Source organism: Paenibacillus sp. JJ-100, from assembly GCF_948329825.1.
GTDB lineage: Bacteria > Bacillota > Bacilli > Paenibacillales > Paenibacillaceae > Paenibacillus.
In genome coordinates, this window is record NZ_CAOJCM010000001.1 from 855,520 (window position 1) to 874,352 (window position 18,833).

22 protein-coding genes are annotated in these 18,833 nt (G+C 43.9%); 21 read left to right on the top strand and 1 reads right to left on the bottom strand.

Annotated elements, in window-relative coordinates:
* Nucleotide 1: 1 nt before the first annotated feature.
* The 19 genes from PQG66_RS04245 to PQG66_RS04335 all read left to right on the top strand — a co-directional run bounded on the left by PQG66_RS04245 (nt 2) and on the right by PQG66_RS04335 (nt 16,919).
* Nucleotides 2–1,042, top strand: a complete 1,041-nt coding sequence (locus PQG66_RS04245; RefSeq protein WP_272035468.1) for an ABC transporter permease — start codon at nt 2–4, stop codon at nt 1,040–1,042.
* Nucleotides 1,032–2,006 carry a galactofuranose ABC transporter, permease protein YjfF gene (gene yjfF, locus PQG66_RS04250; RefSeq protein ID WP_272035470.1) on the top strand — a complete coding sequence of 325 codons (975 nt, stop codon included), beginning with the start codon at nt 1,032–1,034 and terminating at the stop codon, nt 2,004–2,006. Before PQG66_RS04245 ends, yjfF begins: the two co-directional genes overlap by 11 nt.
* A 117-nt stretch (nt 2,007–2,123) precedes the next feature.
* Complete coding sequence (locus PQG66_RS04255; RefSeq protein WP_272035472.1) at nt 2,124–3,173, top strand: ABC transporter substrate-binding protein; 1,050 nt, start codon at nt 2,124–2,126, stop codon at nt 3,171–3,173.
* A 185-nt stretch (nt 3,174–3,358) separates the two neighbouring features.
* Nucleotides 3,359–3,886, top strand: coding sequence for an AAA family ATPase (locus PQG66_RS04260; protein WP_272035474.1), 528 nt, complete (start codon nt 3,359–3,361; stop codon nt 3,884–3,886).
* A 202-nt stretch (nt 3,887–4,088) separates the two neighbouring features.
* Nucleotides 4,089–4,967: a class I SAM-dependent methyltransferase gene (locus PQG66_RS04265; RefSeq protein ID WP_272036458.1), complete on the top strand. Its 879-nt coding sequence runs from the start codon at nt 4,089–4,091 to the stop codon at nt 4,965–4,967.
* Nucleotides 4,968–5,019: 52 nt separating this feature from the next.
* Nucleotides 5,020–5,511, top strand: coding sequence for a GNAT family N-acetyltransferase (locus tag PQG66_RS04270; protein WP_272035476.1), 492 nt, complete (start codon nt 5,020–5,022; stop codon nt 5,509–5,511).
* 6 nt (nt 5,512–5,517) lie between these two features.
* Nucleotides 5,518–6,042: a hypothetical protein gene (locus tag PQG66_RS04275; protein WP_272035478.1), complete on the top strand. Its 525-nt coding sequence runs from the start codon at nt 5,518–5,520 to the stop codon at nt 6,040–6,042.
* Nucleotides 6,043–6,062: 20 nt separating this feature from the next.
* Entirely contained in the window at nt 6,063–6,530 is a 468-nt protein-coding gene (locus PQG66_RS04280; protein ID WP_272035480.1) for a GNAT family N-acetyltransferase, read from the top strand.
* A gap of 82 nt (nt 6,531–6,612) precedes the next feature.
* Entirely contained in the window at nt 6,613–7,164 is a 552-nt protein-coding gene (locus PQG66_RS04285) for a GNAT family N-acetyltransferase (protein ID WP_272035482.1), read from the top strand.
* Between the two features lie 55 nt (nt 7,165–7,219).
* Complete coding sequence (locus PQG66_RS04290) at nt 7,220–8,257, top strand: alpha/beta fold hydrolase (protein WP_272035484.1); 1,038 nt, start codon at nt 7,220–7,222, stop codon at nt 8,255–8,257.
* A gap of 115 nt (nt 8,258–8,372) precedes the next feature.
* Entirely contained in the window at nt 8,373–9,575 is a 1,203-nt protein-coding gene (locus PQG66_RS04295) for a glycoside hydrolase family 5 protein (RefSeq protein ID WP_272035485.1), read from the top strand.
* A 148-nt stretch (nt 9,576–9,723) separates the two neighbouring features.
* A complete protein-coding gene (locus PQG66_RS04300; protein ID WP_272035487.1) occupies nt 9,724–10,263 on the top strand; it encodes a GNAT family N-acetyltransferase in 540 nt (179 codons plus the stop codon).
* A 227-nt stretch (nt 10,264–10,490) separates the two neighbouring features.
* Nucleotides 10,491–10,766, top strand: coding sequence for a hypothetical protein (locus tag PQG66_RS04305; protein ID WP_272035489.1), 276 nt, complete (start codon nt 10,491–10,493; stop codon nt 10,764–10,766).
* Between the two features lie 11 nt (nt 10,767–10,777).
* Nucleotides 10,778–11,629 (top strand): aminoglycoside phosphotransferase family protein, encoded by an 852-nt coding sequence (locus tag PQG66_RS04310; RefSeq protein WP_272035491.1) that lies wholly within the window; start codon nt 10,778–10,780, stop codon nt 11,627–11,629.
* Between the two features lie 115 nt (nt 11,630–11,744).
* Nucleotides 11,745–12,737, top strand: coding sequence for an AraC family transcriptional regulator (locus PQG66_RS04315; protein WP_272035493.1), 993 nt, complete (start codon nt 11,745–11,747; stop codon nt 12,735–12,737).
* 266 nt (nt 12,738–13,003) lie between these two features.
* Nucleotides 13,004–13,222 carry a hypothetical protein gene (locus tag PQG66_RS04320; protein ID WP_272035495.1) on the top strand — a complete coding sequence of 73 codons (219 nt, stop codon included), beginning with the start codon at nt 13,004–13,006 and terminating at the stop codon, nt 13,220–13,222.
* Between the two features lie 235 nt (nt 13,223–13,457).
* Nucleotides 13,458–14,057: a nitroreductase family protein gene (locus PQG66_RS04325; protein WP_272035497.1), complete on the top strand. Its 600-nt coding sequence runs from the start codon at nt 13,458–13,460 to the stop codon at nt 14,055–14,057.
* A 92-nt stretch (nt 14,058–14,149) separates the two neighbouring features.
* Entirely contained in the window at nt 14,150–15,784 is a 1,635-nt protein-coding gene (locus tag PQG66_RS04330; RefSeq protein ID WP_272035499.1) for an S-layer homology domain-containing protein, read from the top strand.
* Between the two features lie 220 nt (nt 15,785–16,004).
* Nucleotides 16,005–16,919 carry an NAD(P)/FAD-dependent oxidoreductase gene (locus tag PQG66_RS04335; protein ID WP_272035501.1) on the top strand — a complete coding sequence of 305 codons (915 nt, stop codon included), beginning with the start codon at nt 16,005–16,007 and terminating at the stop codon, nt 16,917–16,919.
* A 118-nt stretch (nt 16,920–17,037) separates the two neighbouring features.
* On the opposite strand, the gene PQG66_RS04340 is transcribed toward PQG66_RS04335, so the two are convergent.
* On the bottom strand, nt 17,038–17,247 hold the full coding sequence (locus tag PQG66_RS04340) for a hypothetical protein (protein WP_272035503.1): 210 nt from the start codon (nt 17,245–17,247) through the stop codon (nt 17,038–17,040).
* A 271-nt stretch (nt 17,248–17,518) separates the two neighbouring features.
* On the opposite strand from PQG66_RS04340, the gene PQG66_RS04345 reads away from it, so the two are divergent.
* On the top strand, nt 17,519–17,872 hold the full coding sequence (locus tag PQG66_RS04345; protein ID WP_272035504.1) for a DUF3243 domain-containing protein: 354 nt from the start codon (nt 17,519–17,521) through the stop codon (nt 17,870–17,872).
* Between the two features lie 315 nt (nt 17,873–18,187).
* Entirely contained in the window at nt 18,188–18,757 is a 570-nt protein-coding gene (locus tag PQG66_RS04350; RefSeq protein WP_272035506.1) for a hypothetical protein, read from the top strand.
* Nucleotides 18,758–18,833 lie beyond the last annotated feature (76 nt).

Genomic DNA, 18,833 nt, shown 5'->3' on the forward strand with positions numbered 1-18,833 from the left:
CATGAGCAGAATGCGAAAACATCATTTGTTCTGGCCGCTATGTATGCTCGGATTACTTTTATTATTTAATTTGCTCTATTCACCCGATTTTTTCTCGCTGGTGATGCGTGAGGGGAATCTGTACGGCAGTTTGATCGATATTCTTAATTTTGGAGCACCGCTGATTCTGGTCTCAATTGGTATGACCCTGGTGATCGCTACCGGTGGCATTGATCTGTCCGTAGGTTCGATCGTTGCCATCTCAGGAGCCATGGCTTGTATGACCATCAGCAAAGGAACCGATCAAAGCTCGCTCTGGCTTGTCTTGAGTGCGCTTGCGTTATCCATCGGTCTATCATTGGTTTTGGGTGTATGGAACGGAGCACTGGTATCTGTAGCCCGAATCCAACCGATCATTGCAACCCTCATTCTGATGGTGGCTGGGCGCGGTGTTGCCCAATTGATCACGGATGGACAGATCATTACGGTGTCCAATGCACAATATCAGTACATTGGCGCAGGGTCACTCGCGACGTTGCCGTTCTCGATATTCATCGTACTGACCGTACTGCTTATTGCCGCTTTACTCACCCGAAAAACAGCACTAGGGCTGTTTATCGAGTCGGTTGGGAATAACGCGCGTGCCAGTCAACTTGCCGGTATTCGTTCCAAAACCGTCATTCTCGCCGTTTACGTGTTCTGCGGCCTCTGTGCTGGCATTGCCGGACTGATTCTTAGCTCCAATGTATCCAGTGCGGATGGGAATAACGCCGGACTCTGGTATGAGCTGGACGCTATTCTAGCTGTCGTGATTGGCGGAACTTCATTGAACGGTGGACGCTTCTATCTAATGGGAACAGTGGTCGGCGCACTGATCATCCAAACCTTAACGACAACGATCTACATGATTGGTGTACCGCCCGAGGTTACACTTGTTGTCAAAGCCTTTGTTGTACTCGCCGTATGTTTAATCCAATCCGAGGCTTTCCGCAAGTCCATGGCAGATCGCCTGAAGAAGCGGAAATTTCCAGCTGAACAAGGGGTGAATCGCCATGTATCTTAATCGAAAGCTTCTCCCGGTTCTGGTCACCTTTGGCTTACTGGCCGTCATGATTGCTATTGGCTCATTCCGTTACACCGGTTTCTTTTCCACCCAAGTTCTGTTTAATCTACTGATTGATAATGCCTTTTTGATCATTACGGCGATTGGCATGACCTTTGTGATCGTATCCGGGGGCATTGATCTGTCCGTTGGTTCGGTCATCGCACTGACCACGATTATTAGTGCGAGTCTGGTTGAAAAACAGGGCTGGTCCCCTACGGTGGTCATTCCGATGGTACTAATTATGGGTGCGGTGTTTGGCACATTGATGGGTGCGATTATTCATTATTTCAAAATACAACCCTTCATCGTTACACTCGCTGGCATGTTTCTGGCAAGAGGGCTTTGTTATGTCATCAGTACTGACACCATTACGATTACCAACGCCTTCTATACGGATGTTGCACAGGCCAAGATTCTGCTTCCTGGCGGCAGCTTCGTCTCCATTAATGTGCTCATTGCTCTAATTATATTAGTGCTTGCGATCTTCCTTGCCCACTACACCCGTTTTGGACGCAATGTGTATGCCATTGGCGGAAGTGAGCAATCGGCCATGCTGATGGGGTTACCCGTAGCCAGAACGAAAATTTTAGTATATACGTTCAGTGGTTTTTGCTCTGCACTCGCAGGTGTTGTGTTTACATTCTATATGTTATCCGGTTACGGATTACATGCGATGGGTCTGGAACTGGATACGATTGCTGCGGTTGTTATCGGTGGAACACTGCTAACGGGTGGTGTTGGTTACGTAGCGGGCACGTTCCTTGGTGTATTGATCCAAGGGGTTATCCAAACTATAATTAGTTTCGAAGGCACGCTCAGTTCGTGGTGGACGAAGATTGTTATCGGCCTGATGCTGTTTGTTTTTATTTTATTCCAACGTCTTCTCAGTGAACGGCGAATCTCCGCCAAATCCCTGCATTAACCTACTTAAGTGAATGACCCCTCAGTATTCGTTGGCATGGATGATGAGCACATATAATCGATTTGTCGTGAAAGACTGAACGGTTACGAATGATGTTAAAGAAGGGGGGAGGATTCGGTGAAAAAAGTGGCGAGCTGGTTGTGCATGCTGCTTCTGTTATGTCTTGCTGGCTGCACTGCGGAGAACCCCGAGTCCAAGCCCCTTCCCGTTCCATCGAACGTTGATTCTCTGCCCTCGATCGTGGAATGGATGCAATCACCTGAATACAACATGCCTTCCAAAGATTCGATTATATTGGGCTTTTCGCAGCTGGGTACAGAGAGTGCTTGGCGTATCGCCAATTCGACCTCGATTCAGGATGCCGCCAAGGAATCGGGAATTACCTTGATTATTAAAAATGCAGAGCAGTCTCAGAAGAAACAATTTGAGGCTGTTCGTTCTTTTATCAGGCAAAGGGTGGATGTGATCGCGATTGCACCAGTCGTGGAATCGGGCTGGGATGACATTTTGCAAGAGGCGAAGCAAGCCGGAATACCCGTCATCATCGTAGATCGATCCGTTGGTGTTCAAGATCATTCTCTTTTTGTAACAACGATCGGGTCGGACTTCTATGAAGAGGGGGTAAAAGCTGGGAAGTATATTCAGGATCGGCTGCGGAATGAGCCAGGAATCATTCGAATAGCTGAGTTGCAGGGAACAAGTGGATCTACGCCTTCCATCCAGCGGGGCGAGGGATTTAGAAGCGTCTTAAGTGACAAAGACCATATCATATTCTCGCACAGTGCGCCTGCTGATTTTACAGAGAACAAGGGCAGGCAGGTGATGAAGGATTTCCTTCAGGTGTCAGAGGATGAGAGGCCGCAGGTTCTTTTTGCTCATAATGATGAGATGGCTTTTGGTGCCATTCAGGCAATTCAGGAGGCAGGGTTAAAACCGGGCGAGGATATAGTTATTGTGTCAGTAGACGGTTCACGAAAAGCACTGGGGATACTGGCGAGTGGAAAGATTAACGCCGTAGTGGAATGTAATCCCCTTCTGGGACCGCAGCTCATGCAGGCGACCAAAGAGATTATGGCAGGGCGTACACTACCCAAACGCATGGTGCCCCGAGAGGATATTTTTACACAAGAAAGTGCGAAGCGTGAGATGGTTCATCGAAAATTTTAGCGGAGTTCATTAAGAGATCAATCATATCGTTCTAGTACGAACCAATTTTTTGAACATCATTTGTTTTGATAGAATGGCATAGAATGACCCTATTATCCTGTTGGGCAATCCCGGCGGGGTTTTGCATTTTTATTGAAGATACCGTAGTATGTTGTCAAAAAGATCCAAATTAGAGGAGTGATCGTATGATCATCATGATTAACGGTGCATTTGGTTCCGGCAAGACTTCTGCTGCTAGAGCATTACTGCCAAGAGTCGAGAACAGTATGATCTTCGATCCCGAAGAAATTGGCTATATGCTTAGAAACCTTCTACCCGAGGAACATCGGGAGGAACAGGAACGTACTGATGATTTTCAAGATATCGAGCTATGGAAAGTGTTAACGGTGAACGCGGCTCGAGAGGTGAAGTTTAAATATAATAAACATCTGATTGTTCCTATGACACTGTATAAAAAAGCGAACTTTGATTACATCTATAACGGATTGAAGGAAATCGATGAGGACTTACATCATTTTTGTCTGACGGCTGAACTAGACACGATATATAAGCGCCTTGCTAGACGCGGGGATGAATATGGCGGCTGGCAATATCAACAAGCACCGAAGTGTGTTGAAGCATTTAAGTCAGATGCATTTGATACTCGTATTGCCACAGATCATCTGGAGGCCGGTGAAGTGATTGATATCATTTTGGAAAAAGTTAAGGATTAATTATTATGCTGATGATGATAAGAAGACACAACTAATCATGTGGTGATGTGAGTGGGAAGTTTGTGAGTACTGGATCATTCTATGGTTGGATAGACCATGATATTCTTTAGGAGTACAATAGGGAAGGTGTAAGAACTTGGAATAAATGAACAGAGAATTTGTTGGATTTTTGAATGCGTTTACATATTGGGAGGTGAATTGTATTTCTGAATACTACTGGGATCAACAGATGGAGTATCTAAGAAATACGCGCTGGCTCTACTATAACGATGACTATCTTGAATTCCTTGTGCAACGAGTTTGGAAGATTGAAGAAGCAGTACATATGGTTGATTACGGATGTGGTTATGGGTACATGGGCCTGAAGCTGCTTCCATTACTGCCGGCTGGTTCACGATATACCGGTGTAGATCAAGGGTCAGAACTGATTAAACATGCGAAAGAACTCTTTGCACACACGCCTTATCAGACTGACTTTATAGAAGGTGACATTGAAACGGTGCAGGTCGAACGAACCTATGACATCGCGATAAGTCATGCTTTTTTGTTACATATGTCAGAACCACGTGTGATAGTGGAAAAGATGATTGGCAGTGTGGTGGATGGAGGTAGAGTGATTTGTTTCGAGCCACACTGGATTGCCAACATGGCGAGTTATGCAATAGATGGCATGGAGCAGTCCAGCATTATGCACCTGGGGGTACTTCAGAAGTTATATGAGCAGGCTGCTAGAGAGAGTGGCAAAGATGGAAATATAGGCATAAAGATTCCGACACTGTTGAGTCAGCTTGGTGTTAAAGGCGTGGAATGCCGAGTAAGCGATCGGGTTAACTTTCTAGATCAACAGATGGATGAGCCAGATAAACATACGTTGTATAACGCGTTGAAAGAAGAAGGCTTAGGAGCTGCCCCGGGTAACCGAGAAGAAGTCATTGCCCATCTCGTTGGACGAGGATTAACTTCTGATGAGGCGAATAGTCAGTACGAGGCAGAGGAGAGGTTTGCGAGAGAGTTAAACGAACATACGTACATGACTTATGCTCCGAATATGAAAATTACAAGCGGCATTGTAATGAGATAAATGAAACCGGACGATCTTAAATTGATTCTAAGAGCAAAGAGAGGTGTGAAGCATGGAAACAGAGCGACTTGTATTTCGTGAATATACGAAAAATGATTTTGAACATTTATATATGATGACAAGCGATCCCAATGTGATGAAATATATTCGCCATGGAAATCCATGGACGAAAGAGGAAACGATGCAGACACTGGAGAGATTTATTGAACGGAATAAGATGGGCACAGGACTTTTTCTTGCTTTTGATAAAGAAGATAAGCAGCTTATCGGTACGTCAGGACTGATACCGCAAGTGATTGAGGGCACGAATGAGCTTGAGGTCGGATACTGGGTAAGGGAGTTATATTGGGGGCAGGGTTACGGATATGAACAAGCCAAGGCCTGGAAGGATTATGGTCTGCAACTGGGCGAAAAACGTTTGATTTCTTTAATCCAACATGGAAATGAAGGCTCGATGCGAGTCGCGCAAAAGAATGGCATGATCCATGAGAAGGATGTAGACATCATTGGGAAGAATGTTGCCGTATTTTCAATTGAGGTATAGTAGACTATGAAAATTCGAATCGTCGGTGCTTGTGGAAGCGGCAAATCGACTTTGGCTCAAGAACTCTCTCGTAAGTATGACATTGCTTTCTATGAACTGGATAATCTGATCTGGGATCGGAGCGCAGAAAATATGAGATATCCCGAAGAGGCCAGGGACAAATCGCTGCAAAAGATATTGGATTCGGATGCCTGGATTATTGAAGGGGCCCAGCATAAACCGTGGACTTTTCCATCGATTCTCGAAGCAGATCTGATTCTTATACTGCATCCCCACGTGTTGGTTAGAGATTATCGGATTATTAGAAGATTTGTGCTGTCCAGAGTAGGCTTGCAGGCGTGGAATTACAGACAGTCCTTTGGCAATTTGTGCAAAATGATTGTGGAATGGAATCACCAGTATTCTGTGCAGAATGTCATCGAACTGACGAATGAACATGGCAAGGATGCAGTGATCATCACGAATATCAAGCAAGCAGTAGAGAAGATCGACGAACGTATACATTTGCAACAGAAAAGGAAAAAGAATTAATTTTTAAATGAGGAGATGACATGACTACAAACTTAATCCAGGTTAAACCTGTGACTCGACATAATTGGGAACAAGCATTACAAATTTCATTACATGAACACCAGACCCATCTGGTTCCGAGTGTTGTGGAGGGGCTTGCTTATGCTTATATCAAACCTTGGGATGAAGCTTTTGATCCGTATATTTTGCAAATGGATAGCCAAATCATTGGATTCTTTTATATAAGCTATACACCTGAGAGTACGGATAATTATTGGATCGGCGGATTCCAGATTGACAAGTTGTTTCAAGGCCAAGGCATAGGTAAGCGAGCGTTGCGGGCGATCATAGACTATATCATTCAAACTCATCCTTCATGCCAAGTCATATCATTAACGGTTGAACGAAATAATCAGATTGCTCAGCGCTTGTATACAAGTGCGTCATTTGTAAGCGAGAATCAGACCAATTCAGATGATGAGCTTATTTATCGACTGAAATTACAGTGAATCAGGGTCAACCAAGAATTTCTAAAAGGATGCATCTTAGGACGATCGATTACAACAATCCGTTGGTTTAGGAGCTGAATAGATGATTACTTACAGAATCATGAATTTGCATGATGTGAAGCAGCTGCATGAAGTTGACCGTTCTGAGTATATTGATCTTATTTATGAGGTAACTGATGAGGGCTTAGTCGAGCATAAACAAAATCACGAGTGTGCGAATTGGGATCAGCAACAGTTACAAGAGATGCAGGATCGTTACATCTATGAATTACAGCAAGGTGGTATGGCGTATGGCGCTTTTGACGGTTTGCAATTGGTTGGTTTCGGTGTGCTTGCTCATCAATTTAGGGGAAAAGAACAAAACCAGTTGCAGTTGGATCTTATGTATGTCTCCAGAGCATATAGACGACAGGGAATTGGAACACGAATTCTAACGTTTATAAGCGAAGAGGCGAAAAAGCGTGGGGCGCAGTTCTTGTATATCTCGTCCACAGAAACGAGGTCTGCTGTATCGTTTTACCAAAGCCAGGGAAGTGAAATGACGGGAGAGGTAGACGAAGAATTGTATACCAAGGAGCCCAAAGATGTCCATATGATAAAGGAGCTTAACGGAAGACTACGGTTGGATTGTTAGGGACGATTCATAATGCAGAATGATTGGCTATATCCGTTAAGTAGAAGGAGAACGTATGCGAAAGAAGATCGTCAAAGTCTGTAGATATACGCTGTTTACCCTTTTAGGCATTATAGTGGTTTTTCTCATTTTCCCTACCTGGACACCAAGGATCGAAGGAGAGAATAGCATTAGCCGACTAGAGCGAATGGTCGTTAACGGCGAGAAGCATGAAGTGATGATCAGAGGCATGGACCTGACGAACCCAGTACTGCTTTTTGTTCATGGTGGACCGGGGTATTCTGAAATTCCTTATGTAAGGAAATATCAGCGTGAGCTGGAGCAACATTTTACAATTGTACATTATGATCAACGCGGGAGCGGAAAGTCATTTCATTTTCAAGGGGATTATTCAAACCTGACTACAGATGTACTCGTTGAGGATCTAATTGCTATAACCAAGCAAATCACAGAGAAACTGCATCAAGAGCAGGTGATTTTGGTGGGTCATTCTTTTGGTACCTATATCGGGATGAAGGCGGCAGCTCAAGCACCAGAACTGTTTCAGGCGTACATCGGGATAGGCCAGATGGCTGATACTATTCAGAGTGAAGTGGAGACATTAGAGTATACAATGCAGAAGGCGAGCGCGGCAGGAAACACAGCAGACGTGCGGAAGTTGGAGCTTTTGCGAGAATCTATTGAACGCGGAGAAGGGTTGACACCTCGAACTTACGTGCAAAAGTATGGCGGATCGGCCAGACTGATTAACGAGAACTTGGATTATGTTACAGGATTTCTGTTCAATTCGGAGTACAATGGACTGGATGTTATTCGTTTTTATGCGGGGATTCTTCAATCGCAAGATCGTCTTGTAGGAGAATCATTAGATAATCCGTTGCCTGAAGTGGTAGATGAGACTCGGATTCCGACTTATTTTTTAATGGGCCAGTATGATTATATGACAACATTAAATGCAGCTAGCGATTATTTGGATACGTTAAAAGCACCAGAGAAAGAACTCGTAGTATTTCAACAATCCGCACATTATCCTCAGTTCGAAGAGAAAGAAAGGTTCGCAGCATGGCTAGTTGAACATTTCAAATCGAATTAAATAATGTTGTAAAATCAGCTCAAAACAAGAAAATTTTGGACTATATTTTCCATAAATGTGTTATTATGTTGTTGTCAGACGGCTAGTCCAAAATATAATAAGCGGAGGTTGAGTGATGATGAGAAAATGGAAGAAAATTGGAATCGCTAGTTTGGCATTGCTCTTCATGGCTACAGCGGCATTTACTGGATGGAGCTCTAAAGCATCGGCAGCAGATATGAGATCGTTAACAGCTGCGCAGATCACAGCGGAGATGGGTGCAGGCTGGAATCTGGGTAACCAACTGGAAGCTACCGTAAATGGGACACCGAATGAAACGTCATGGGGCAATCCAACGATTACACCTGAGCTGATCAAAAAGGTAAAAGCGGCAGGATTCAAAACGATTCGCATTCCGGTTTCTTATCTGAACTATATTGGAAGCGCTCCCAATTATACTGTGAATACGGCGTGGCTCAATCGGTTACAGCAAGTTGTAGATTACGCGTACAATGAAGGGCTGTATGTAGTGATCAATATGCATGGAGATGGGTTCCACTCCATACCGGGTTCGTGGTTACATGTGGACAGCAGCAATCAGAATGTGATCCGCGAAAAGTATCAAAAGGTATGGCAACAAGTGGCTACTAAGTTTAGCAACTATAATGAACGTCTTATTTTTGAATCAATGAACGAAGTATTTGATGGAAATTATAACAATCCGAATACTGCATACTATAGCAATTTGAACGCATATAATCAGATATTCGTCGATACTGTTCGCAAAACAGGCGGTAACAACAGTGCGAGATGGTTGCTCGTTCCAGGCTGGAACACAAACATAGATTACACAGTGGGCAACTATGGTTTTGTTGTTCCAAGTGATAATTTCAGATCTTCCTCCATTCCAAGCTCTCAGAAACGAATTATGATCTCGGCACATTACTATTCTCCATGGGACTTTGCGGGGGAAGAGAACGGAAACATTACACAATGGGGAGCAACATCGACGAATCCATCCAAAAAGTCGACATGGGGACAGGAGGATTATTTGGACTCCCAATTCAAATCGATGCACGATAAATTTGTAACCCAGGGTTACCCAGTTGTGATCGGTGAGTTCGGCTCCATCGACAAATCCTCTTATGATTCTAGCAATAGTACGTATCGTGCGGTGTATGCAAAGGCAGTGACAGCAACAGCTAAGAAGTATAAACTGGTTCCAGTCTACTGGGACAACGGGTTTAATGGTCAACATGGATTCGCGCTGTTCAATCGGTCGAACAACACCGTAACACAACAGAATATCATTAATGCGATCATGCAAGGCATACAATAATGAAGGCCCGTATCTAGGTGGATCATTCCCCTGTGATTGCTCGAATTTTACACAAGCTGCAAACAGAATTCATCGAACACCACACATCCTTGGTTATACTTAATTTTGCTTTGATATAGCGAACTTGAAGGATTGGGTGGTAGACACAATGTTGAAGAAGCGTGAGCTGCATGAATGTCAATCTCTGCATAGCTTAATGATGGATCCCGCAGTTTTCCCTTATGTTCGTTATGCATGTCAGTCACAAGAAGAATTCATGTTTTTAACCAGGCAGTTAATCGCAGAAGAAGAGCAGGGGGCCCTCATTTCGCGCACAATTCTAAGTGAAACCGGAACCGCGATCGGCACCATTGATCTATATCACATCGTCAACCACACTGGATTTTTGGCGACTTGGATTGGAGTCCCTTATTTCGGACAGGGGTACAGTCAGCGAGCCAAATCGGCTTTTCTGACAGAACTGTTTCTGGAACACGACATCCAGACAGTTTTTATGAAAATACGAAAGCAAAATGTACGTTCACGTAAAGCGGTGGAAAAATTGCCGTACGTCTTCTTTTCTAACGATCTGTACCCAGAGATGACGCAGGCCATTAATGTAGAGCAACCGATATACGATCTGTACCATGTTGAGCGTTCTGTTTTTCTCGAATGTCACATGGATGTACATCATAGTTTAGCTACATAGTGGTTGATGTCTGTCATCATGGATCGTTTAAAATGTAGTGAAGTCTTTTTTTCTAAAGTGCTTTTTTCAAAATTCTTATGGTCCAAGCGCCGTCGTGATGACGACGCTTTTTTGATGTGTTTACCTAATATTCCCTAATGGAAGGACATGGATTATACTGGTAATGAACGCTATTAACGAGTTCCATGGGAACAACCGGCTTGAATATGTACAGAGGAGGTTTTGTTTTGCATCAGATGAACAAAGTTTTAGGTGTTGTTTTAATGATTGCGAGTGTGTTCATATCTACCCTTGAGCGAATATCCATTCGATTATCGGCTGCCCTGGTTGAGGCGGGGAGTGGCTCGGAGCAAAGTCTGCGAGAGGTAACCCGAACGGTGGATGTGCCCACAGGGTTGCTCGTATATTTCATGTTTTTTGTTGGATTCATCCTCTTGGCCTCCGGTTTCCCAGGGACGTACAAGAACAAAAATAAACGTAATGGAATTTCAGGCGATTTATAAATAAAGGAGGAATGGATCTGTCTGAACAACAGGAAGAGAAGTTAACAGGTGGTAATGTGAATGAAGTAGTGCGTGTTGGGGAGACGGTTCGCCGGAGTGCTAGCCCAAATCGTTATGTACAGGAACTGCTATTACATTTGGAAAAAAAGGGATTCCATCAGGCGCCGCGGTATCTGGGCATCGATGAAACGGGCAGGGAAATCCTTTCTTACCTTCACGGTATTGTTCCCAGTAATGATTATCCAGAGATCGAGAGTTACATGTGGTCAGACGAATCATTAATTGCAGTCGCTAGCCTGTTGAGAAGCTATCACGATGCAACCCTTCATTTTAACAGTGTGGAACAGCCGACGAACTATTATCCAGGTAGAGATGTACTATTGGAACGTTCAATAGGGGGACGGCAAGAGGAAGAGGAAGTGGAAGTCGTATGTCATAATGATTTTGCTCTATACAATATTGTGTTCAGGGAAGGTGTGCCACAGGGTATAATTGATTTTGATCTGGTCTGTCCGGGTCCGCGAATGTGGGACATTGCCTATACCTTATACACCTGTGTTCCTCTAGCGAATTTTTCCCCTCCAGCTGGAGGTCAAGGGAAATTAGTTACCTCATATGATAGAGAAACACACGGAGCCATTCGCAAGAAACGGATCGAAATGTTTATGGCGAACTACGGACTAAGCATTCCGTCTGACCTGAAGAGTTGGGTAGTATCTCGTATTCGATTTATGTGCAAAACGTTGGAGGAACGTGCTGCTGCAGGAGATGCAGCGTTTGTGAAAATGGTTGACGAAGGACATCTGGCTCATTATGAGAGAGAAGTGATCTTTCTGGAGCAGCATTGGCAGGAATGGTCGTAATTTTTTCTGAATTAAGACTTTGGAATAGCAGAGGTGCAACAATTTTACACAGTACAACCGAACTGACTTCGTATATAATGATAGATAATAACTAACGAAATAACTACATAACTATTTGCGAGGTACATCGGACTTACTCGATGTGAATGGAGAGAACGCGCATCCGAGAGCTGATATAACAAACGATGAATTGGTCAGCAGGTCAGCGAAGCGTGAAGGTCTGATGCTGCTTTCGTTCTGGACAGGAGGTAGTGACGTGCCTAGCATGATGCAGTTTAATGCTCCACTGGCCTATACGTATAGAGCTACAAGTCTGTTTGACCCGGGTAACTCAGATGGTTTCCATTCCCATCCGCACTATGAGATTTATTATTTTCATGAAGGGGAATGCACTTATATTATTGGAGATCGGGTATATGCCTTGCAGCCGGGCGATCTGGTGTTAATGCATGGACTGACTTTGCATCGGCCGCATCCCAAAGTGGGCAAACCGTACGTTCGTACTACACTTCATTTCGATCCATCTGCTATTCGTAACAGTCTGCATCCTGAACGTATCCATGAAGTTCTGAAGCCGTTCGACGAACTGGGTAATTGCCGAGTCAACCTTACAGCTGGGATTCGTGACGAATTCGAAGAACTGTTGCATGATCTGCACCAATTATCCAATCAACCGTCCAGGTTCAGGCAGGAACGCATGAATATCAGAGTCTGTGATCTGTTATATTGTGTGGCGGACATCTGCCAGGGGCATGTGGAGGAACAACGTTCTTCATCGGAAAAAGAAAGACATGTTCAGCATATCATTCGGTATGTTGATACTCACTATATGCATGATATTGGTCTGGATGATCTCGCTCAAGAGCTGCATCTGTCGAAGCCTTATTTGGCAGGCATGTTCAAAGAGATGACTGGGCTGACTATATTCAAGTATCTGTATGACCGGCGCATCAATCAGGCCAAACTACTATTTCAGTTTCAGCCAGAGATGAGTGTGACAGAAGCAGGTCGGTTGTCTGGTTTCAAACGTCTATCCCATTTCAGCCGAATTTTTAAACAAAGTGTGGGCTGTTCACCCGATCTGTATCGAAGTCAACTTCGTCGGTAGATGTTAGACGGGGCAAGACCACAGCGCGAAGCTTAACAGCAAAGTTAAATCGTATTATTCAGAAGTCGACCTGTAGATCACATGGTCGACTTTTTTAATTGTTTTTATACACTGTCGATCTCAAGATGCCAAGAATCATCTGTGGTTCAGAAACAACTGATGTTTAGAATACGAAGCGAACAGGTAAAGAAATGGTAAAGATGAATGGAGAGCATTTACACAAGAACTTACTAAATAATATCAATTAAAAGTACAGGAGGCGAAGAATGATGGATAAGAATAGATCAGCACAGCAACGTAAAAATGAGGGAACAACGGAGCATGAAAGAAAACTGGAGCAACATGAGCAGCAACAGACTGTAGATCCCATTCCAATGCAGGATCTGAATATGGAAGCGAAGGAAGAGAAACTTAAGGATCAGACCAAAAGTAATTCGTCAACAGAAGAGAAGTACCGTGCTGATTACCGGAAGAGGAATGAATGAAATAAGGTAGATGTGGAAGCATAAGTAGTGGGATGTGAAGGAAAACTAGACCTGGCGTGATGCGAGAGATCAACACGGCGAACATAGTGCATTGTGTAATATACGGCCCAAAGTATGTCGTATCACGTATTTATTAACGCTGTGTAAATAAAACAGTTTATTGACTATTGTATGTTACTATATTATAGTTACTTTGTTGGCTTAAACAAACCAATATTTTAGGAGGCGTATACGAATGTCTACTTTTTTGGATGCATTGAAGAACAGAAGATCCTATTACGGAATCAGCAAGGAATCTACAATTTCGGATGCGAAAATTCAGGAAATCGTCGAAGAAGCAGTGAAGTATACACCAACAGCTTTTAACTCTCAAACTTCCCGTGCTGTTGTATTGCTTGGTGAACAGCATGACCGTTTGTGGAACCACACCGAAGAAATTCTGCGTGAAGTTGTGGGCAATGAAGAGGCATTTCAGTCTACAGCAGAGAAGATGGCAAGCTTCCGCAACGGCTATGGTACGGTATTGTTCTTCGAGGACAATAATGTGATTGCACAGCTCCAACAAAACTTTGCCGCATATGCAGATAACTTCCCGATTTGGGCTAACCAATCCAATGGTATGTTGCAATTGGTTATTTGGACAGCTCTGGAACAAGAGGGTCTTGGTGCATCCCTGCAACACTATAACCCGTTAATTGATGAGAAAGTGAAGCAAGAATGGAACATCCCGGAGAACTGGAGACTGATCGCTCAGATGCCATTTGGTAAACCGACAGCAACACCAGGCGAGAAGGAGTTCCAGCCGATCGAAGAGCGCGTTAAGGTACACAAGTAAATCTCGTAATTACCAACATTTAAGCACATACGGCCTCGCTTTAATTTGATACGATGATAAATATCGTAATCTATTAAAGTGAGGCCTTTTCTGTGAAAAAAATAGTTGAAAAAAAATCTGATCACCCTATATGGAAACTGCTCCTAAGCGGAGTGATGATACTGGGTGTCGTGTACGGACATAGCAATCAAATTCAAGCGGCAGCAGTTCAGAAGCCTGCTTTTCAGGATACAAAGGAAAGTTATGCGAGAGAAGCCATCGACCGTCTGGCGTACAAAGGCATTGTTGCGGGAACAACACAGCATACATTTGAGCCTAAAAAAGCGGTCACACGCGCCGAATTCGCCTCTTTCGCGGTTCGATTGCTCGGATTAAAACCGGTTAAGAATAATATTAACCCTTACGTGGATACGCCAATGAATGCTTGGTTTTATGCCGATGTTGGCGCAATGACCAATCTATCCATTATGGAGGGAAAGGGTCAGGGTATGTTCAAGCCCAACGCTTCCATTACACGTGAAGAGGCCGCGGCTATGCTCGTTCGGATGTTAAAGAAAACGCCTTACACAAATAATGGAATATCCAGTACATATACGGACTCAGGAGATATCTCGACCTGGGCTCGTTCGTATGTGCAGCAGGCGTACCAGCTTGGCTTGATGCGCGGAAGCAATGGAAAGTTCCGCCCGGGTGATCAGATCACACGTGAAGAGACTGCTACCGTTTTGGATGCAATTCTGCAGAACAAAGCTTGGGCTGCGCAAATCAACCGAAAGCAGGACTATGGGATTCAATTAGGGTGGCAGTACAACTCATCGACAACAGAATTTATTAAACAAGTGGAACAGTCACCTGTGAACACAGTGGTACCTCGCTGGTTTTTTCTAGACAAAGATATGACAATATCCAATCATGCCAATACGTCACTCATGTCGTGGGCATCCGCTACGAACCGACAACTCTGGCCCATGCTCGGGAATCGTTTTAACAAAGAGTTGACACATCAGATGTTGTCTAGTTCAGCGAACCGAGAAGCGGTCGTCAAACAAGTCAGTGCATTGGTGGAAAAATATAATCTTGACGGCATTAATGTGGATTTTGAAAATGTGGACCCTGTTGACCGTGAAGGGTTTACGGCTTTTGTGACATCACTAACTAAATCTTTGCACGCACTCGGGGCGGTCGTATCCGTAGATGTCTCCCCAAATTTGGGCACAGATTGGACGGAAGCTTTTGATTACGTGCGATTAGGTGCAATTTCGGATTATATGGTACTCATGAATTATGAAGAACACTGGAACGGCAGCCGCACACCTGGCTCTGTGGCATCCCTTCCATGGGTGCAAAGCGCCTTGACCAAGATGTTATCTGAGGTAGAACGATCTAAAATTATTATGGCACTGCCGTTATACACACGGGATTGGTCCACTGTGAATCCAGAGACGGGTTCATGGGATATTACGCTTGGAGTTCAAGGGATTCGGGCAGCCTCATCCGGATCTATCAAACACTGGGATACACGGATTCATCAATATATCATTAACTATAATTCCAACCACACGCCAAGAGCGATCTGGGCAGAGGAAAGCCGCTCACTGTCAGCTAAAGTACAGATGAGCAGTAGACAACATATTGCAGGGCTAGCCTATTGGTACATGGGCGGAGAGACGGCTGATGTATGGGACGCTATAACCAATGCTGTGCAATTTGAATCCTATCAGTTCTAACGATACCTGATCGGTATTAATTTCGTAATGACTTTCAAATGGACCTGAACTTTGCGGAGATGAAGCCGGAGGTTTGGGTCTTTTGTTTTTGGTTTAAGCTATGAGATAAGTCAGCCCGTTTAAGCCTGTTCGTACGGTTTAATGTATAGAAGGACAACTATAGTCCGGGGAATATACCATAAAATTGATGAAGTATGAAATATACAGGAGGAGGAGAAGCATGCGAGAGATGGATTGTATTATTGTGGGTGGAGGGCTCGCAGGGCTTCAGGCAGCCATTCAGCTTGGACGTTATTCTGCACATCAGGTGCTGGTAATCGATGCCGGAGAAGGGCGATCAACCCTGTGTCGAACTTACCATAATATTCTTGGATATCCGGATGGAGTGTCTGGACAAGAGCTCCGAGCTATAGGCAGGATGCAGGCCGAACAGACGGGTGTTATTTTTGAACAGGATCGTATTATAGAAGCAATACGTGTGCCAGATGAAAAAATCAGGCTAAGGGGTTCATCCGGAACTGTGTACCAGGCCAAGACAGTGTTGCTGGCAACCGGGTTATCGGATCGAGTGCCCGATATTCCCGGGCTGAAACCAACCCTTGGCAGAACCGTTTACGTATGTCCAGATTGCGACGGGTATGAAATACAGGGAAGGCGGACCATTCTGTTGGGGGCTGGTGAAGCTGGAGCTAATATGGCAATGACTCTGATTGAACGTACAGCGGAATTGTTATACATCAATCATGAACAAACTGAAATTTCGGCTGATCTTCATCGCCAGATGAAGCAAGCAGGAGTTCGTTATCTGGAAGCGGCCGTACAGGAAGTACAGCAGATCGAAGACGGGCGTATAACAGGTGTGCTGACTGAAGATGGACAGGTATACGAATCGGAGCGTGGTTTTATCGCTTTTGGCGGTAACCGAGTTCACTATGAACTGGCAGAACAGCTGGGAGCTGTCATCGCAGACAATAAACATGTGGAAGCGAATCCTCGCAGCATGCAGGCGGCACCTCAGGTATGGATAGCAGGGGACCTGGGTCTTCATGCAGAACAGGCTACAGTCGCTATGGGAGAAGGTTCGATTGCTGCGATCTGGATTCATAAGGAATTACAACAAATAGTGAGAAAATAACTGTACTGTATGGTTGAAAATAAAAAGAAGAAAGTCCTCCTTAGCGATTAAGCCATAGGGAGGACTTGTTCTGATGCCTTTATTTTTATAAGGAGAGCTGTGCTCCAGTTGGAACTCTTCATTGATCAGACTTGTCTGTTACATTTTGATCTGAAGAATGATCATCCGATTTATGTGTGAAGTCTTTGCGGATGTTATCGATGATGTCACCGACCACACCTTCGATCATATCTGTAGGTCCAGGATTTCTTTTGTCGGGTTCGATAACGGTATTCGTGCCTGGTTCAAGTTCATCATTTGTTTTTTCGTGTTTAGGATTGTTATTCATGTAAACTCCTCCTTATATTCCGTAGTAATCGATGTTTACTAACATAACCAACCATCTGCTTGTATATGTAAAACGATTAACCCAAAGATCATTTTTGAAACGGTTATTTAGCATATGATCTTGAAAAGGGGTTAAAATGCTCTCTCGCTGATTAAACTTCAGCAGGACGTTTATATTATAAGGGACACATGCTTGTGAAAGTATGGGCAAGCTCAACACTCAACATTAGTGAAGTAGATGAGTCAGCACTTAAACTGAGGAGGGAATAATTATGAATGAACAAAATCATGTGATCCACAAAAACGGACAGGTTTCCACAGATCAGGTAGACAACGCGATTGAAAAGATTGCACCAGAGGAAAGAGACCAGATTTTACAAAATTTTGATGCATTCAAAGAATACCTCGGTAAACGAATTGCCATGGGTGAATCCATCGGATTAAGTGAAGAGCAAATGGCTAAAATTGCACAGAAAGTTGCGGATCATCTGGCGGCTAACGAAGAACCGCGTAACCGTGAAGAGAAGCTCTTGCAGGAGCTATGGAACGTAGGTAAAGAAGAGGAGCGCCACATGCTCGCACATATGCTGGTTCGTTTGGCGCAAGATACTAGAACGAGTCACTAAACTTTTTTGGTATAAAGTGTGTGTACAAGCATAGATTAATATAGATGCAGGAGAAACCCCAAATGCAGCTGATTTGGGGTTTCTGCATGATCTTTCCATAGATTAAGTAGTGGACAAGCTTAAGAGATGACGTATATTGTAACTAATTTTAATCTCGATGATACTTTTGAGGAACCGGTATGGATTATGATGAGTACATAGTAAACGAACCGTTGTTCCAAGATGTGCTCGTTTGAGAAGATCAGCATACGTTTAATGATGGATAAGAAGACTTTTATAGTATTGACTAGTAACGTGAATGAAGGAGAGATGAGCATGAAGAACGCGGCGAAACGATGGAGATTACAGATGGTTGGTGCAGTAGTTGCTCTGCTTGGTATCATCGTGCTCACTACGTATTTGCTTACCCCTGCGAATGCAGCGGATCGTACGGATGTTCCGTCCTCTTCTGCCGCGAGTATGGCACAACCGGCGAATTCAGAAGTATACACTGCATATATAGATGAAATGAATGTTGTAGACGGAAAACTAATGTTAACGGTAGACAAGATCGGCTGGTATCAAGGCGAAGAAGCCGATACGATTTTCAATCAACGCAATCCCGATGCTGGCTTAGATGGAGCACCAGACGGGTACTATATTATCAATGACAATGAAGAGCATGAACAAGTTGAGGTTCATACAGACGCTAAAGTTCTAATGCAACTGTATGACCGCGATGGTACCGTTCAGGGAACAGAGATTCAGTGGAATGAACCTGTGACATTATCTAAATTTCAATCTCTGTACGGAGATAAACGGATTATGGATTTGTCCGTTTTTCCATATCATCTGACCATTCAAGATGGGAAAGTAGTTCAAATTGTACAACAGTACATTCCATAATTAGTGTCGATGTTGATGAAGATATGAGAATGAACAATATAGCAGAAAAGCATTCTTTCCGTTCGAATGAGCGGTG

Coding starts and splice junctions, on each gene's coding strand:
- PQG66_RS04320 (WP_272035495.1), top strand. CDS start 13,004: ATGATGGATAAGAATAGATCAGCACAGCAACGTAAAAATGAGGGAACA.
- PQG66_RS04310 (WP_272035491.1), top strand. CDS start 10,778: ATGGATCTGTCTGAACAACAGGAAGAGAAGTTAACAGGTGGTAATGTG.
- PQG66_RS04340 (WP_272035503.1), bottom strand. CDS start 17,247: ATGAATAACAATCCTAAACACGAAAAAACAAATGATGAACTTGAACCA.
- PQG66_RS04290 (WP_272035484.1), top strand. CDS start 7,220: ATGCGAAAGAAGATCGTCAAAGTCTGTAGATATACGCTGTTTACCCTT.
- PQG66_RS04350 (WP_272035506.1), top strand. CDS start 18,188: ATGAAGAACGCGGCGAAACGATGGAGATTACAGATGGTTGGTGCAGTA.
- PQG66_RS04260 (WP_272035474.1), top strand. CDS start 3,359: ATGATCATCATGATTAACGGTGCATTTGGTTCCGGCAAGACTTCTGCT.
- yjfF (WP_272035470.1), top strand. CDS start 1,032: ATGTATCTTAATCGAAAGCTTCTCCCGGTTCTGGTCACCTTTGGCTTA.
- PQG66_RS04295 (WP_272035485.1), top strand. CDS start 8,373: ATGATGAGAAAATGGAAGAAAATTGGAATCGCTAGTTTGGCATTGCTC.
- PQG66_RS04270 (WP_272035476.1), top strand. CDS start 5,020: ATGGAAACAGAGCGACTTGTATTTCGTGAATATACGAAAAATGATTTT.
- PQG66_RS04280 (WP_272035480.1), top strand. CDS start 6,063: ATGACTACAAACTTAATCCAGGTTAAACCTGTGACTCGACATAATTGG.
- PQG66_RS04335 (WP_272035501.1), top strand. CDS start 16,005: ATGCGAGAGATGGATTGTATTATTGTGGGTGGAGGGCTCGCAGGGCTT.
- PQG66_RS04325 (WP_272035497.1), top strand. CDS start 13,458: ATGTCTACTTTTTTGGATGCATTGAAGAACAGAAGATCCTATTACGGA.
- PQG66_RS04245 (WP_272035468.1), top strand. CDS start 2: ATGAGCAGAATGCGAAAACATCATTTGTTCTGGCCGCTATGTATGCTC.
- PQG66_RS04345 (WP_272035504.1), top strand. CDS start 17,519: ATGAATGAACAAAATCATGTGATCCACAAAAACGGACAGGTTTCCACA.
- PQG66_RS04300 (WP_272035487.1), top strand. CDS start 9,724: ATGTTGAAGAAGCGTGAGCTGCATGAATGTCAATCTCTGCATAGCTTA.
- PQG66_RS04285 (WP_272035482.1), top strand. CDS start 6,613: ATGATTACTTACAGAATCATGAATTTGCATGATGTGAAGCAGCTGCAT.
- PQG66_RS04275 (WP_272035478.1), top strand. CDS start 5,518: ATGAAAATTCGAATCGTCGGTGCTTGTGGAAGCGGCAAATCGACTTTG.